8 protein-coding genes are annotated in these 15,571 nt (G+C 41.2%); 6 read left to right on the plus strand and 2 right to left on the minus strand.

Annotated elements, in window-relative coordinates; all coding sequences use genetic code 11:
- Positions 1–176: 176 nt before the first annotated feature.
- Entirely contained in the window at positions 177–941 is a 765-nt protein-coding gene (locus H9L23_RS01440; RefSeq protein ID WP_187593326.1) for a LytR/AlgR family response regulator transcription factor, read from the minus strand.
- Positions 922–1,962 (minus strand): sensor histidine kinase, encoded by a 1,041-nt coding sequence (locus tag H9L23_RS01445; RefSeq protein ID WP_246474806.1) that lies wholly within the window; start codon positions 1,960–1,962, stop codon positions 922–924. The genes H9L23_RS01440 and H9L23_RS01445 overlap by 20 nt, the downstream gene beginning before the upstream one ends.
- Before the next feature lie 411 nt (positions 1,963–2,373).
- Here H9L23_RS01445 and H9L23_RS01450 point away from each other — a divergent pair, with 411 nt between their 5' ends.
- The 6 genes from H9L23_RS01450 (at position 2,374) to H9L23_RS01475 (ending at position 15,286) form a co-directional block, all read left to right on the plus strand.
- On the plus strand, positions 2,374–3,099 hold the full coding sequence (locus tag H9L23_RS01450) for a hypothetical protein (RefSeq protein WP_187593328.1): 726 nt from the start codon (positions 2,374–2,376) through the stop codon (positions 3,097–3,099).
- Positions 3,100–3,691: 592 nt separating this feature from the next.
- Entirely contained in the window at positions 3,692–6,892 is a 3,201-nt protein-coding gene (locus tag H9L23_RS01455; protein ID WP_223191023.1) for a SusC/RagA family TonB-linked outer membrane protein, read from the plus strand.
- A gap of 25 nt (positions 6,893–6,917) precedes the next feature.
- On the plus strand, positions 6,918–8,474 hold the full coding sequence (locus H9L23_RS01460; RefSeq protein WP_187593330.1) for a RagB/SusD family nutrient uptake outer membrane protein: 1,557 nt from the start codon (positions 6,918–6,920) through the stop codon (positions 8,472–8,474).
- 618 nt (positions 8,475–9,092) lie between these two features.
- The gene (locus H9L23_RS01465) at positions 9,093–12,236 is read left to right on the plus strand and encodes a SusC/RagA family TonB-linked outer membrane protein (protein WP_187593332.1); all 3,144 of its coding nucleotides are present in this window, start codon (positions 9,093–9,095) and stop codon (positions 12,234–12,236) included.
- Positions 12,237–12,248: 12 nt separating this feature from the next.
- Entirely contained in the window at positions 12,249–14,129 is a 1,881-nt protein-coding gene (locus tag H9L23_RS01470; protein WP_187593334.1) for a RagB/SusD family nutrient uptake outer membrane protein, read from the plus strand.
- Positions 14,130–14,263: 134 nt separating this feature from the next.
- On the plus strand, positions 14,264–15,286 hold the full coding sequence (locus H9L23_RS01475; protein ID WP_187593336.1) for a LacI family DNA-binding transcriptional regulator: 1,023 nt from the start codon (positions 14,264–14,266) through the stop codon (positions 15,284–15,286).
- Positions 15,287–15,571 lie beyond the last annotated feature (285 nt).

The following is a 15,571-nucleotide window of genomic DNA, read 5'->3' on the forward strand; positions in this document are numbered from 1 at the left end:
GCATAATCGGTCGTCATCTGGATCCGATTGCTATCGGATGTAGTGCAACGGAATGGAGAGATCTTTTAACAAGATCCAAAGATTTCTTCCCGAATCTTCGGGATCGAAGTGAAGTTTAAAAAATTTTCGCCACTTCGGTAGAAATGACGACCCAACTATTAATTATACTCAAGTAATTATACCTTCGCTAGCCATTCCAGAAATTGTGAAGCTTTACCTTTACTAACAATTACCTTTTCATCAAAGGCTATATTGAGGTTTACAGAGAGTTTTCGGGAAAAGAAACTCGACACATCAATGATGGCTTTTCGACAAATGAGGAACTGCCTGTTCGCCCTGAAAAAATAACTGCCTGACGATCTTTCGAGTTCATCCAGGTTCTTATTGGGATAATAACAGGTGCCAGAAAAAGTGATTAAATGTGTAATCTCGTTTTTCACGTAGAACATGGCAATATCTTCTATTTTTACAGGAATTATTTTATCCTTTGAATGTACGAGGATGGAAGAGGCCTTATGTTTTTCTTTAACGCCGAGCATTTGGAGCAAAGCATCATACTGTGGTGTCTGATCGGCCGAGAATACCCTTTTTAAATCTTTGTATTTCTGAAGTGCTGCTTCAAGCATCCCAATAGTAAAAGGTTTAAGGATATAATCTATTCCATTGGCTTTAAATGCATCCAAAGCATATTCATCATAAGCCGTGCAGAAAATAACCGGAACCGACATCGGCTGGGCAACAAATATTTCAAAGCTGAGTCCATCGCCAAGCTGTATATCGCTAAAAATAAGATCGGGAGCGCCCGCAGATTTGAAGTAACCAATAGATTCTTTTACGGATCGGAGCTGCACGAGTTCTGTCTCACTGCCCATCAGTTTCCTGATGTTCAATTCTAGATCATGCGCAACCACCTCCTCATCTTCAATAATTACTACCTTCATGTTTTAACAATTTAATGCTCACAGAAAAGCATTTTTCATCTTCTTCTATGATAATGTCATCTCCACAGCACAGCTTATAACGTTCGGCAAGGTTGGCAAGGCCATAACTGGTAGAATCTAATTTTATTTTTTTCTTCTGGATATTATTGCTGAAAATCAACCGGTCACCTGCCTGTACAATGGTAATATTTAAGGGATCTTGCTGGGTAAAATTATTGTGCTTGATTGCATTTTCCAATAAAGGCTGCAGCGAAAAAGAGGGAAGATTGTACGCCTTTATTTCTTCGTAAGGTATCGCTATCGAGCAGTTTAATGCAGTGCCAAAACGCATGCGCTGCATGGCCAGGTAATCGTTCAAAAGCTCGAGTTCCTCTTTTAAACCGGAGATATTTGAGGTATGGCGAAAAACCGACGCCCTTAAAAAGTTGGCCATGTGCACAATATAAGTGTCGGCAGTTTCCGTATCGCTGTGGTATAAAGCTTTAAGCGTATTCAGTGCGTTAAACAAAAAATGCGGCTGAATCTGTTGTTTAAGTAACAGGTTGGCTGCCTCTGCATTGGCCGTTTTCAATCTCGAAAGTTCCAGTTCCGAATAAAGCTTGTGCTCGTAAAGCAGAACCGAATCGTGGAGTACCAAAATCATGGTGTTAATAACGATACCAGATCCAACAAAAGCCAGAAACAGCCGGCCATCATTATAAAACCATTGGTGATTTGCAGCGCTGGCGATAATCGGCCATACCAAAAGGTAAATTGCAATACTGACGGGATAAGTAAGCACGTATCTAAACACCTTGAACTGTTTCGATTGCGGTTTGTAGAATCTACTCAAAATACTCATGATAATCACGTTGGCAAAACCAACCGTGATTACACCCAATACCGTAAAAAGAGTGAAAAAATATTTTTTTGGGTCATCTGAGTTGTGCGAAATGATAATATGAAAAATGATGCCAATGATGGCCGCAAGTAAACCACTCAAAAGATTTAACCGTTTTATGGGCAGCTGCGCTTTCATCATCACAAATATACCAATTGCCGCTTAAGTTCTAACGGATTACTGATTGAAACGGGCAAAAGCAGGGTTGAAATGCCCGATTGATGGGTTGAAGTTATTTAAATACTTCTATTTTCCGATTCTCCTTTTAGAACGAATAAATGATTTATTAAAAATTAATTATCTTTGCCGCGTTCCTAATAGATCAATCTTTTTAATGTTTAGGAAATATGACAGCATACTACAACATATCATCCCCTTCGCACATCGCCTAAAAAGCGATATTATCATGTAATTCCTTTAGTTTTTTGACCACCCGAATCGGTGTCCGTTTTACTACTGGGCTGCATTTAATTTCATGGCCAGGGGTATATCCTTATTCAGGGACGAATTGAGATCTACATTCAAGTTAAAAGAAAATTAAATGGAAGTCCGATGGACATACATGAACTGCCGTACAGAATTAAATCTGCGCGGAGAAAAAAACGTCTGGTAAAAACAGATCAGGATAAACAATTAATCAGACTCTATAAAAAGAGAAGCGAACTTTGGGAGCAGCAAAGAATGCTACCTATGGTGCCGCTCGAAAGCCCTTATCAAAGAGGATGGAAAAGATTTTTTGTTTTAAGGGCAGACATTGCCCATAGCCCGAGGGCCGACTTTTATAACACATTGCTCCATAAAATAAATACAGTTGAGCATCATCACGATAAATCTTTCAAACGGAAAAAACGCCGTAGGGGAAGGTATGGTTATGAGATCAGAAGGCAATCGTTACGCGAACTTACACCCTATCTGTGGCAAAGCAGTAAATTAAACCTTTCAGAACAGGAAAAGGCATGTTTTACACAAGTAGAAACTTATGATGTTATAACCCGCCGGCAGGAAGTAAAGTATGTGTTTACTGAACCCTGGCGTTATACATTAAAAATTACACCACATATTATTACCCATAAAAAACTACTGAATAGCAATATTGAGCAGGAGCTCGATTATATAGAAAAATACATACAATGCAATAATTTGCGTGGCAGGATGCATGTATTGACCAATGGCAGAAGTGGTTATAGGTGGAAATATGGCTCGTTGGGAAAATACGATCATATTAAAAAGGTGCCAAAATACAGCACAAAGGAAGCTTATTGTGAATTCGATTTTTAAATTCAACAGGCTTATTTACAAATGAGGGGAGAACTTTCAATTTTGTTGAGATAACTAAATGGTCAGGATTTTTTTAAAAAAAAACTAAACCAATTTAAAATTTCTCAGATTTTCTGAACTAAAATTAAAAATAGTCTTAAATCTTGCATAGCATTAGCCCAGGGAACGATATTTTTTGATTTTTAGTATGTATGTCTGTTCAAAAATTTTATTGTCTGTAAAAATAATCATACTGTATTCCGATCATTACGGTAAAGTAAGCCTTAACAAACAAAATAATATTCTTGATTTTGTAGTAAAATAGTTAATATTGGGTAGATAAATCGTTTTATCCATAACCAAATATAATGAAGAGCCCAGGTACATTTACTTCGTATTGTGCAGTGCACCCTTGTGTAGTTTACACCCCTGTATGTTTATCCTTTGCCAAATCCGTAATTGCAGGTTACCCCGTTGACTATTGCCTAAAGCCTTCTGATTAAATTATTGATGATTCAAGGTCAACTATTCTGTTTTGACTAGTTGATAAAACGTTTTACCCATTGGGGTGAATAATAGATAATTAACTAAACATTAACTAAAGCAAAACTAAATGAAAATCAATCTACTCAAGATTTCAGGGCTTTCTGTGCTTTTTCTGCTCAACAGTCCCGCATTTTCGATGAATCCGGTTGCCGCAAAATCGAAGCGGCTTTCTGATTTGGATGTGCCTTTTGGCCACATTCAGAACCGGAAAGTAATCACCGGAACCGTATTGGATGAAAAAAACTTGCCTATCCCGGGGGTTGGCATCAAAAACATCACATCGGGTAAAACAGCAGTGACAGATGAGTCTGGTAAATTCAGTATCGAGGCCAATCCTGGCGAGGTGATCCGCTTTTCGTACGTGGGTTATCAGAACAAAGATGTCACAGTAGGGGAGCAGAACAACCTGAGCGTTAAAATGGCAGTTGCCGAAGCCAGTAAACTGGATGATGTTGTGGTAATCGGTTATGGTACCGTAAAAAAGAGTGACCTTACCGGTTCTGTTGGGGTGGTAAAGGCCAGCGAACTGCAAGAACGCCCGGCACCATCGTTAAACCAGGCATTGGCCGGACGTATTTCGGGTGTACAGGTAAATACCAACTCAGGGAGGCCAGGCGGACAAACCAATATCAAAATCAGGGGTTTCAGTTCCATCAATACCAGTAACAACCCGCTATATGTGGTAGACGGGGTTGCATTACCGGTAACTACCCAAACACAGAATAGTAACGCCATTGATTTTATCAACCCCAGCGATATTGCATCGGTAGAGGTATTAAAAGATGCTTCTTCTACCGCAATCTACGGTGCAAGAGGTGCAAACGGGGTAATTTTGATCACCACCAAAAAAGGGACGTCCAACTCGCAGCGCGTTACCTATGATGCTGATTTTGGAATCAATACCTTAGCGGCACACCATGTTAAAATGCTTGATGCGAATGAATATGTAAAAGTTCAGGATCTGGCTTACGATAACATAAAGGTATACGATCCGGTAGGATGGGCTGCAGGAAACTATGCTTCAACACCGGTTCCTAAAGCAGCAAGAATTGCCTTGCCACAGTTTTTTGATGGTAACGGAAACCCGTTGTATAATACCGATTGGTTAAAAGAATCTACGCAGAATAAACTTTCTCAAAATCACCAGTTAGGTTTTACAGGTGGAACCGAAAACAATACCTATGGGGTTTTTGTGGGCTACCGCGATGATGAAGGACTTTTGTTAAATTCTTATTTAAAACGTTATTCGGGCAGATTTAATTTCGAAAGTAAAATTAAAACCTGGTTAAAAGTGGGTGGTAATTTAAGCTACAATAACCAAAACGAAAACATTGTAGATCAGGGAACAGGTGGATTAAACTCGGTGCGTATGATCACTGAAGCTTTTCCATTCCTTCCTATAAAACTAGCTGATGGTAAATGGGGCGATAATAAACTCATCCCATGGGCCGAAGGAGGTTCTAACCCGGTTCATATTCTAACTGATCAGCGTTATGGCATGGTAACACAAACCTCATTGGGAAGTGTTTATTCGACCATCAGTTTCAGCAAGGATCTTGAATTCCGTACCCAGTTGGGTGCCAATATTGTAAGCCGTAACATCAATGAGTACAACGCTAAACAATTATATGGTATTTCTGACGGGCAGAACGGAACGGCTAACGTAACCAATGATAGGGAAACTTTCTGGTCGTTAGAGAATTACTTAACCTATAACAAACGTTTTGCCGAGTCGCATGCCATTAATGCTTTATTGGGTATTTCTTGGCAGGCTACCAATTTCTTCAGCAATACGAGTCATGCCGAAAACTTTGTGACCGATTTTTACGGCAATAACAATATGGGTTCAGGTAGTAAATCCATCACTGTTGGGTCGAGTCGCAACCGCTCTGCTTTTAACTCTTACTTTGGAAGGGTAAATTATGCCTTTCAGGACAAATACCTCGTAACAGTTACCGGTAGGGTAGATGGATCGTCGAAATTTGGTGATAACCATAAATTTGCCTTTTTCCCTTCGGCAGCCTTGGCCTGGAAAGCTTCAGACGAAGATTTTCTTAAAGGAAACAAAACCATTTCTAACTTAAAATTAAGGACCAGTTATGGCTTAAGCGGTAACTCTGAACTCCCTGCTTATCAATCACTGGCCACTTTGGTTAACAACTCGGCCATTATTAACGATACCAGGGTAACCGGAATCGGAATCGGCAGGCTGGCAAATCCTGACCTGGTTTGGGAAAAAACCGCGCAGGTTGATGCTGGCGTGGAACTGGGTTTATTCAACAACCGTATTAATTTAGAAGCCGATCTTTACTACAGAAAAACAACTGATATGTTATTGGATGCGCCGGTACCACGAACTTCGGGTTTTTCGGTAATCAGAAAAAATGTGGGTTCGATGCAGAACAAAGGTTTGGATTTAGGCATCAATACGGTGAATATTCAAACGGATGATTTTACCTGGAAAACAACCTTCAATATCTCCCTTAACCGTAATAAAGTGCTTTCTTTGGCTACCCCGGATGATATTTTTGGTGTAGGTAACCCGAATTTCACTAACCAAACGGGTATTATCCGGGTTGGTGAGCCTGTAGGTTCGTTCTGGGGATTGGTACGTTTAGGTACCTGGAGCGAGGCTGAAAGGGCTGAAGCTGCAAAGTATGTAAGCTACCGCGGTGGTAAAACATTATTACCGGGCGATATTAAATACCTGGATGTAAACGGTGACCATGCCATTACTGATGCCGACCGTCAGATTATCGGTAACGGAACACCAAAAGGATGGGGATCATTCTCTAACTCCTTCCGTTATAAAAATTTAGACCTGATTGTAGAACTTCAATATTCTTATGGAAACGATGTATTGAACATGACACACCACTCTGGTGAAGACAGACAGGTACAGGCCAATAGTTTTGCAAGTGTATTGAATGCCTGGACACCACAGAACCAGGATACGCCGATTGCAGCCATCAGGGATCAGGCTGCTGGTTATGTAACTAACGTGGATACCCACTGGCTGGAAGATGGTTCTTTCATCCGTGGTAAAAACCTTTTGCTTGGTTATACCTTCAATAAAACGCTTGTAGAAAAATTGCGTTTAAACAGGCTGCGCGTTTATGCATCTGTTCAGAATTTTTTCCTGGCCACCAAATATACCGGTAACGATCCTGAGGTAACCACTTATGGGAATGTATTTGCCCAGGGACAAACATTTTTCGATTATCCAAAACCGACAACTTTCATGGTGGGCTTAAACATTGGATTATAATATTAACTAAAGAAAGGATATTAAAATGAAAATAAATATAAAAAATATCGCTGCCCTGTTATTGCTTGGTGGTGCTATCATCGGAAATTCGGGATGTAAGAAGTTTTTGGATGAAACCGATCCAACCAATCTTTCGCCAAACAGTTTTTATACCTTGCCCGAACATGCTGAAGCAGGTATTGCGGCAGTTTATTCGGAAATCAGGTTTATAGGCAATGGTGCGGGAATTTTCTCCAACAACTGGCAGATGCTCGATGCCCCAACAGGTATCCAGACCACCGAAACGGCACAGAATTCTGATCTTAACAACTTATATTCATTGATTTATGACGGAACCAATTTACATATAAACCAAAACTGGAACGGCTTTTATAAGGTAATTGCGCAAACCAATCTCGTTTTGGATAAAGTGCCTGGCATTAACCCAATGGATGCTGCACAGAAGAAAAGAATTTTAGGCGAAGCCTCTTTTATCAGGGCCTGGGCTTATTTCTACCTGGTGCGTTTATGGGGCGATGTGCCTTTAATCACCAAGCCGATAACCAGTCCTAATGATCCTAATTTTTCACCATCAAGAACACCACAGGAACAGGTTTACAAACAGATCGTGGATGACCTGGTTTCAGCAGAAGCAGCAGGATTGCCTTATATGGATGGAAGCGGACGTGTTTCTACCGCTGCCATTAAATCGGAACTGGCAAAAGTATATTTAACCATGGCTGGCCAGCCGCTAAATAAAGGTGCTGCCTATTACAGGTTGGCCGCTGATAAAGCGAAAGAAGTTGTTGATTATGCTGCAGCAAATGCAGGTAGTTTGGGTTTATATACTACTTATGGCGCCATTCATGATGCCAAGAACGATAATAAACTGGAGCACCTTTTCGGGATCCAATACAATGATGCAGCCGGAGCAGGTAACCCGTTACAATCATCTTATTTGCCATTGCACCAGCCTTTGGTTTCTAAAATCGATGGTATCGGTACCTCTATCCCAACCCAGAGCTTTTATGGTTCTTATGAAGCTGGCGATTTAAGGGCGAAAAACAGGGATGGTTATTTCTTTACCGATTATTATACCGATGGATTTAAACTGCCTTTGATTAACCGCGGCAAGCCTTATATTTTTAAACACTTTGATGTAATTGCAAATGGAACATTGGGTGTAGAGGGCACCAGCAGAAGTGATTTAAATATTCCGCAGATCCGTTTTGCCGAAACCTTATTAATTTATGCTGAAGCGCAGAACAGGGCTGATGGAGCACCGAATGCAGCAGCCTATACGGCCGTAAATGCCATCAGGAAAAGAGCACAACTGGCTGATTTGGCTGGTTTAAGCCAAACACAGTTTGAAGAAGCAGTTTGGAGAGAACGCTGGCATGAGTTATGTTATGAAGGTATTACCTGGTTTGACATGGTTCGGCTGCGTAAGGTATATAATGAGACCACGAATGGTTTCGATAACTTTGTTGGTCACATCAATAAAAGTGTAAATCAACCTTTGCAGACCAAACATTTGCTGTTCCCGATTCCTACCCCAGAAATTAAGAACAATCCTAATTTAACTCCAAATCCGGGTTATTAAATAATATCTTTATTCCTTGTGGTCGGTGTCACACCAACCATAAATCTAATTTAAAAAACGGGTGCCGTATATATTCAGGCACCCGTTTTTATTTTAGATTATCCTCCTCATTTGTAAAGAAGTTGGAAGAGACGATTTTATCACCTTTCTTCTATTTATGCACTACAAATGAACATCTCGTTAGTCCTCGTTACAAATAAGGACTCTTGGAATCGTCGTCCTCGACTGTAGCGCTGTCCGGCGTTTTCGGGAGAGAGATCTATCTAGAAAGATTTATGCTCGCTGAGTACTCCATGGTTCTCGACTTGCTTTGCATGCCACTCGAAATAACGTCAATTTAATGGAATCCTCAAATTAATTACATCGTTGTAAATTAACGCTAGGGCAGATTTTGGGCTTATTCTTATTATTGTTTTTACATCTCACCCCACTCGTTTTTATATTAGATAAAATAAGTCTAACCAAATAAACTATGTTTACGAGTCAATCCATATACCACTATGCTGGTATTATTCATTTTTTTTCCGGCTGATATACCCGCTCTATGCTGAAAACATTTTGCCCTTTCTTCCCATAATAAGGCTAAATAAAAAACTAACCATTAACTAAACTATTGATATGAGTAAAATTTACAACCAAAGAGGTATTTTTTTATGCCTCAAGCGCAGCTATAAGGATAAAACGAAAGTTTTAGCGGTAATACTCCTCGCACTTCTGGCAAGTTTTAGCGCTTATGCCCAAACTACCATTGTGGGTACAGTTAAAGACAGCAAGGGCGTAACCCTCCCAGGGGTAAGTGTAAGACTAAAAAATACACAGGTAGGAACACTTACCGATGCCTTGGGAAAATACACCCTTAAATCCGAAGGAACCAGCCAGATACTGATATTTACCTTTGTGGGTTTCACAACGCAGGAAGTGCCCTTGAATGGCCGTAGCACCATAAACATTACTTTAGAAGATGCCTCACAGGGTCTGAACGATGTAGTGGTAATTGGTTATGGTACAGCACAGAAAAAAGATGTAACCGGTGCGGTTTCCAGCATCAAAGCCACCCAGCTTGAAAATGAAAACCCAAATAGTGTTACTGATATCCTCCGCGGTAATATTCCAGGTTTAAGCGTAGGTTTTAACAATAGCGCCAAGGGCGGGGGAGACCTATTGGTACGTGGAAAAACCACCCTTACCGGTACTACAACTCCACTAATCGTATTAGATGGTGTGATTTTTATCGGTCAGCTGTCTGATATAAACCCAAATGATATCGAATCGGTAGATGTTCTTAAAGATGCCAGCTCACTTGCCGTGTATGGTGCAAAGGCAGCAACAGGCGTGGTAGCCATTACCACTAAAAAGGGAAAAAGCGGTGCGCCCACCATTACGGTAAATACAAACTTTGGTATGGCTACTTTAGCACAGGATCAACCTGTATACGATGGGCCAGGTTTTTTAAACTGGCGTGCCGATGTGCAACGCAGCGGAGGTGTTAACCCACCCTATATCTATAACGATCCGAATAACTTACCAGAAGGCGTAACCTTAACGCAATGGTTAAACGGACAAACCACGACCAACCCAACCGACTTATGGTTGAGCCGGTTAGGGTTGCTGGCCAACGAAAAAGCGAATTATCTGGCCGGAAAAACAACCGATTGGTACGACATGCTTTTTGTTACGGGGCAACGCCAGGACCATACCCTGAGTTTGAGTGGTAAAAAAGAAGAGGTTTCCTATTACATGTCATTAGGGTATCTTAAAAACGAAAGCATTATTGCTGGTGGCGGTTTCAGTACTTTCCGTACCAGATTGAACCTCGAAGGTAAAGCAGCGAAATTTTTAACCCTGGGAATGAACCTGCAGTTTGCCGATCGCGACGAGGGGGCAATTGAAGCACAGTTTTCACAACTCCCGGATTTATCTCCCTATGGCGATTTCTATAATCCCGACGGTTCTTTAAGAAGAATCCCGACAGATGATAATGGTCTTAATGCACGTAACCCTTTTCTTGATCAGACTTACAATTCGAGGTTACAAAAACAGAGCACCTTATTTGGCAGCATTTACGCCAAGGTACAATTGCCTTTTGGCATTACTTATCAGGCCAATTTTAGTCCGGGTCTAGATCAGTACCGTACGTTTAACCACCTGTCTTCTAAAAATCCGAATGTTACCGTACCGGGCGGTTCAGCCTCAAGAGCACAGGAAACCAGGTACAACTGGCAACTGGATAACCTGTTAAAATGGAATAAAACCTTTGCAACCGATCATAATGTGGATGTAACGTTATTGGTAAATGGTGAAAAATATTCTACCTGGTACACCATAGCCAGCAACGAGGGCTTTGCGCCAACTGATGTGCTGGGTTACCACAATATTCAAAGTGGGAACAAACCGACCGTGAGCAGCGATGATAAGGTGTACACGGGTGATGCTTTATTGGCCAGGGTTAATTATTCGTATAAGGGCAGATATGCATTAACCGGTTCCATCCGTAGAGATGGTTACTCCGCATTTGGGGCTTCAAAAAAACGTGCCAATTTCCCAGCCGCTGCGGTAGCCTGGACATTGAGTGAAGAAAGCTTTTTGAAACCGGTTAAATGGATCGACTTTTTAAAACTGCGTTTATCTTACGGTATTAATGGAAACAGGGAGATCAGGGATGCAAATAATGTCATCGATCCTTATGTGTCAATCCAGACTTTAACAGGTGGTAAATATCAATCTGTTAACAGCAGTGGTACCCCGGGCGAAGTAAATACGGTGGTAAACAGCTCCCGACTGGGCAATCCTAACCTGGAATGGGAAAAAACGAAATCTTTAAACCTCGGTTTGGATTTTGGGTTTTTAAACAACCGGATCAGTGGATCGATTGAGCTTTATGACAAAAAAACCTCCGATCTCTTGATCGGCCAATCATTGTCATCAGCATCGGGTTATGTAAATGTGATTGCCAATTTGGGCCGTGTAAATAATAAGGGTTTTGAGCTTGGCTTAACCACTAAAAACTTCACCGGGGGTAACATCACCTGGAGTACTACCGCTAACTTTTCGCTTAACCGCAATAAAATTGTGGCTTTGGCAACCCCGAATGATGACCCTGGGAACGGATGGTTTATCGGTAAGGACATCGACGTGATCTGGGAATATAAAATTTTGGGCGTTTGGCAGGAAAATGAAGTAGCAGAAGCCAATAAATTTAACAAAGGCATTAAACCCGGCGATTTTAAGCTATTGGATGTAGATGGAAACTATGTTTATAACGATCTCGATAAACAGTTTATCGGTTACCGGAGCCCACGGTTCAACTGGTCGTTACGCAACGATTTCAATATTTATAAAAATTTCGATTTTTCATTTCAGCTGATTTCAAGCTGGGGCCAGCTAAGGGCCGATAACCAGGCCAAAAATCAGCCCGGAAGTGTGGGTTTTGGCCGGTCGAGTTCTTATGTAGTACCTTATTGGACACCTGGAAACCCAATTAATGACTATGCCCGCCTCAATTCTGGCTTAAGTGGTGTAACCTTTAATGCTTACCGCAAAAGCTCGTTCATCAGGTTAAATACTGTTGCCCTTGCCTATAGCCTGCCGAAAGAATTTTTAGGTAAACTGAGGGTGCAGAGTGCAAAAGTATATGCCAATGTGAGCAATTTCGGGGTATATGCACCAAACTGGAACCAGTGGGATCCCCAAACGGCAGATAATAATGGAAACCCTGTGCCAACCCCAAGAGTTTACACTTTCGGACTGAATGTTACCTTTTAAAAAATCACGAAGATGAATATCACATATAAAAAAATAATTCCATTTGTGGCCCTGGCCCTGCTTTTATCAGCTAATGGATGTAAGAAATCGAATCTTGATTCAGAATTGTTATCACAATTGGAGCCTCAGACTGCATTAACAAGCGTAGCTGCCATGAAAGCTGCTATTGCAGGCATTGGAGCCAATGTCAGGCGAGAATTTACCGGCGATATGGCACCCATTGTAACCGAATCTATCTTCTCGGAAGTAGCTGTGGATGGAACAACCGATAAAACAACACAAGCACAGGATATGGATACCCGCGTAACACCAGATGCCAATCTTGATAATCCGGATTTTAACAGGATCGGGTTTTACTGGACTGAAGGTTTTAGAGGTGTAAGGATGGCAAACACGGTGATTACTTACATCGATAATGTAACCTATAAAGATGAGGCCGAAAAAAATGCCATCCTGGGTGCCGCCTATTTTTACCGTGCTTATTATTATTACCGTTTGGTACACCAGTTTGGCGATGTACCTTTAAATTTAAAAGATATTACCGCACCAAAACTGGACTATTATTCTACTAAACGCGAAGTAATATTGAAAAAAATGCAGGAAGATCTTCTGTTTGCCGAAAAGTGGCTAAAAGATAATGTAGACCGTGGAGACGTAACCAAAGGCGCCTGCAGCCATTTACTCACTAAAGTTAACCTCGCTTTGGGCGATTTTGACGCCGCCATTACCTCGGCTAATAACGTCATCAACAGTGGTACCTATAGCTTAATGCGGAACCGTTTTGGAAGCACCGCCAACGATGCCACCAAAAACGTGGTTTGGGACCTGCACCGTATGGATAATAAGGCGATAGCAGCCAATCGTGAAGCACTTTTTTTAACCATTGATAGAGAAACCCTTGCTGGTGCTACTGATCTGGGTTCGCAGGTGATGCGCAACTGTGTTCCGGCGTGGCATTTTGCCAATCTAAAAACTCCATCAGGAGCTACCCAGGCAATTGTTGATGGGGTGAACGTAGAGATTCCATTAACCCTGATGTATGGCAGGGGAATTGGCCGTTACCGTGGTACTGCCTACAGCACCAAAAACATTTGGACAGATAATACCGATTATCGCCATGCGCCTGGCATGTGGATGAATATGACCGATCTGGTATATAACAATCCTGCGATAAAAACGGGCAGCAATGTTGCAGAAAGGGCATTGTACGGCAAACCATTGGTTGATGTAACACCAGCCAATGTGAATAACATGTTCCTAAATAAAGGATTGGACACCATCCGTCACTTTTTCGGCTGGCCACATTATAAAACTTTTATCAATTCGACCAATGCACTGGCAGTTGATAAATACTGGACCCCGCCAAGAGGTACCAATACCGATTGGTATATCTTTCGTTTGGCTGAAACTTACTTGTTAAGGGCCGAAGCCTATTATTGGAAGGGGAATTTAGGTCTGGCAATGGCCGATTTAAACCAGGTGCGCTCCAGGGCCAACGCCGCATTACTTACTGATGCTTCTGCCATTAATATCGGTACCATATTGGATGAAAGGGCAAGAGAGTTGTATTACGAAGAGCCACGTAAAACAGAGCTTACCCGTATCGCTTACATTTTTGCTATGACCGGAAAACCGGCTTATAACGGGAAAACCTATAACCTGGCATCCTTTTCTGATAATAATTTCTTTTACGACAGGATTATTGAAAAGAATGATTTTTACCGAAACAAGGTACCAACCGTATTGGGTGTAAACTTTAAAATGTCTCCCTACCATGTGCTTTGGCCAGTTCCGGCAGCTGCACAGCGATTTAATACAGGAGGCCGCATCAATCAGAACAAGGGTTATACCGGTTACGAAAATAATGTTCCGGCACTGGATAAAATCCAATAGTGCAATTATTCATTAGAGGGTTAGTGTTTTTTGATAAACGCTAGCCCCTGATACTTAACCTTTAATAGGTTGCGAGATACTCACCACCTAAAGCCCGCTGACCTTCGCTTTTGTAACGCCCACATCCCTTACCTATGGAAAATAAACCTGTTACATTAAAATTAATTGCGAAAGAACTCAAGCTTTCTATATCAACCGTTTCCAAATCTTTAAAAGATTATCCGCGGATAAAAGAGAGCACCAAACTCCGGGTGAAAGAACTCGCAGAGAAACTGAATTTTACGCCTGATATTTCGGCCTTAAGACTTAGAGACCGCAGATCAAGGATTATCGGTATTATTTTGCCCAACCTGTCCGATCATTTTTTTACCCGAAGTATTTATGGGATGGAGCAGCTGGCAACGGCCAACGGCTATAACATCATCATTAGCCAATCGCACGATAATTTTGAAATAGAAGTAAGCGCTGCAGCAACACTTTTAGGTTCGCGGGTAGATGGATTGATCGTGGCCATTTCAAAACAGACTTCGGATTTTGCACATTTAGATCAGTTCGAGAAAATAGGTATACCAGTGGTTTATTATACCCGGAACCCTAGTTTTAACCTCAATTGCCATAAAGTTTTAGGGAATACCCATCAAGGCTGCTATATGGCAACCGAATACCTCATTAAAAGAGGGCACAAAAAAGTGGCCTATCTCGGAGGTCCCAAAATGGTCAATTTCAGTCACGACCGCTTTTCAGGTTATATTAATGCCTTAAAGGATAACAATATCCCTTTTAATGCCAATCATGTGGCCTATACTGATTTCGACGATGAAAATACACTTATAGCCATTAACAACCTGTTCAGCGATCCCATAAACGGACCAACAGCCTTGGTTGCTTTTAAAGAAAAACTGCTTTTTGATACCATCAGATTCCTGAGGTCCATCGAACACCCTGAACATCAAAAACTAGAATGCATAGGTTTTGGCAACGATCCGATTATTGCCTACCTCAGTTCACCTCCCATTGCGTCAATAGAAGAAAACCCCGAATCGCTGGGCGAGCAGGCGGTAGCCCTATTGGTTAAACTCATTCATGGTGACATTGACCCGAAAGATTATAAGAAGGTAATTGTAAACTGCAACCTAAAGATTCATGAAATAGTATAAACTGCTGTTAAATGGTGTGATGGGTGCTGTTGATGATGCACTAAAGCTATCATTATTTCAATCGTTGTAACAACAAGAGGAGAGTGTTTTTCTGTTTTTTAGATGGCCTTTGTCTGTTTGTGTTTACGTTTTTATTTAAGTTAGTATATCAGATAACTACTAAACAGAAAGATAAAAAACTTCTTACAAAATGAGGTAATGAACTATCAAGGATAGGGCATTGCGACCCGCAAAAAAAACACTAACCAAATTTAAATCTTAAAAAAAAATTACATGAACCTAAAA

It is taken from the genome of Pedobacter roseus (assembly GCF_014395225.1).
In the GTDB taxonomy this organism is placed as follows: Bacteria; Bacteroidota; Bacteroidia; order Sphingobacteriales; family Sphingobacteriaceae; genus Pedobacter; species Pedobacter roseus.

Excerpts from the sequence above, each read along its gene's own strand:
- H9L23_RS01470 (WP_187593334.1), top strand. The coding sequence starts at position 12,249 with ATGAATATCACATATAAAAAAATAATTCCATTTGTGGCCCTGGCCCTG.
- H9L23_RS01445 (WP_246474806.1), bottom strand. The coding sequence starts at position 1,962 with ATGATGAAAGCGCAGCTGCCCATAAAACGGTTAAATCTTTTGAGTGGT.
- H9L23_RS01460 (WP_187593330.1), top strand. The coding sequence starts at position 6,918 with ATGAAAATAAATATAAAAAATATCGCTGCCCTGTTATTGCTTGGTGGT.
- H9L23_RS01455 (WP_223191023.1), top strand. The coding sequence starts at position 3,692 with ATGAAAATCAATCTACTCAAGATTTCAGGGCTTTCTGTGCTTTTTCTG.
- H9L23_RS01465 (WP_187593332.1), top strand. The coding sequence starts at position 9,093 with ATGAGTAAAATTTACAACCAAAGAGGTATTTTTTTATGCCTCAAGCGC.
- H9L23_RS01450 (WP_187593328.1), top strand. The coding sequence starts at position 2,374 with ATGGACATACATGAACTGCCGTACAGAATTAAATCTGCGCGGAGAAAA.
- H9L23_RS01440 (WP_187593326.1), bottom strand. The coding sequence starts at position 941 with ATGAAGGTAGTAATTATTGAAGATGAGGAGGTGGTTGCGCATGATCTA.
- H9L23_RS01475 (WP_187593336.1), top strand. The coding sequence starts at position 14,264 with ATGGAAAATAAACCTGTTACATTAAAATTAATTGCGAAAGAACTCAAG.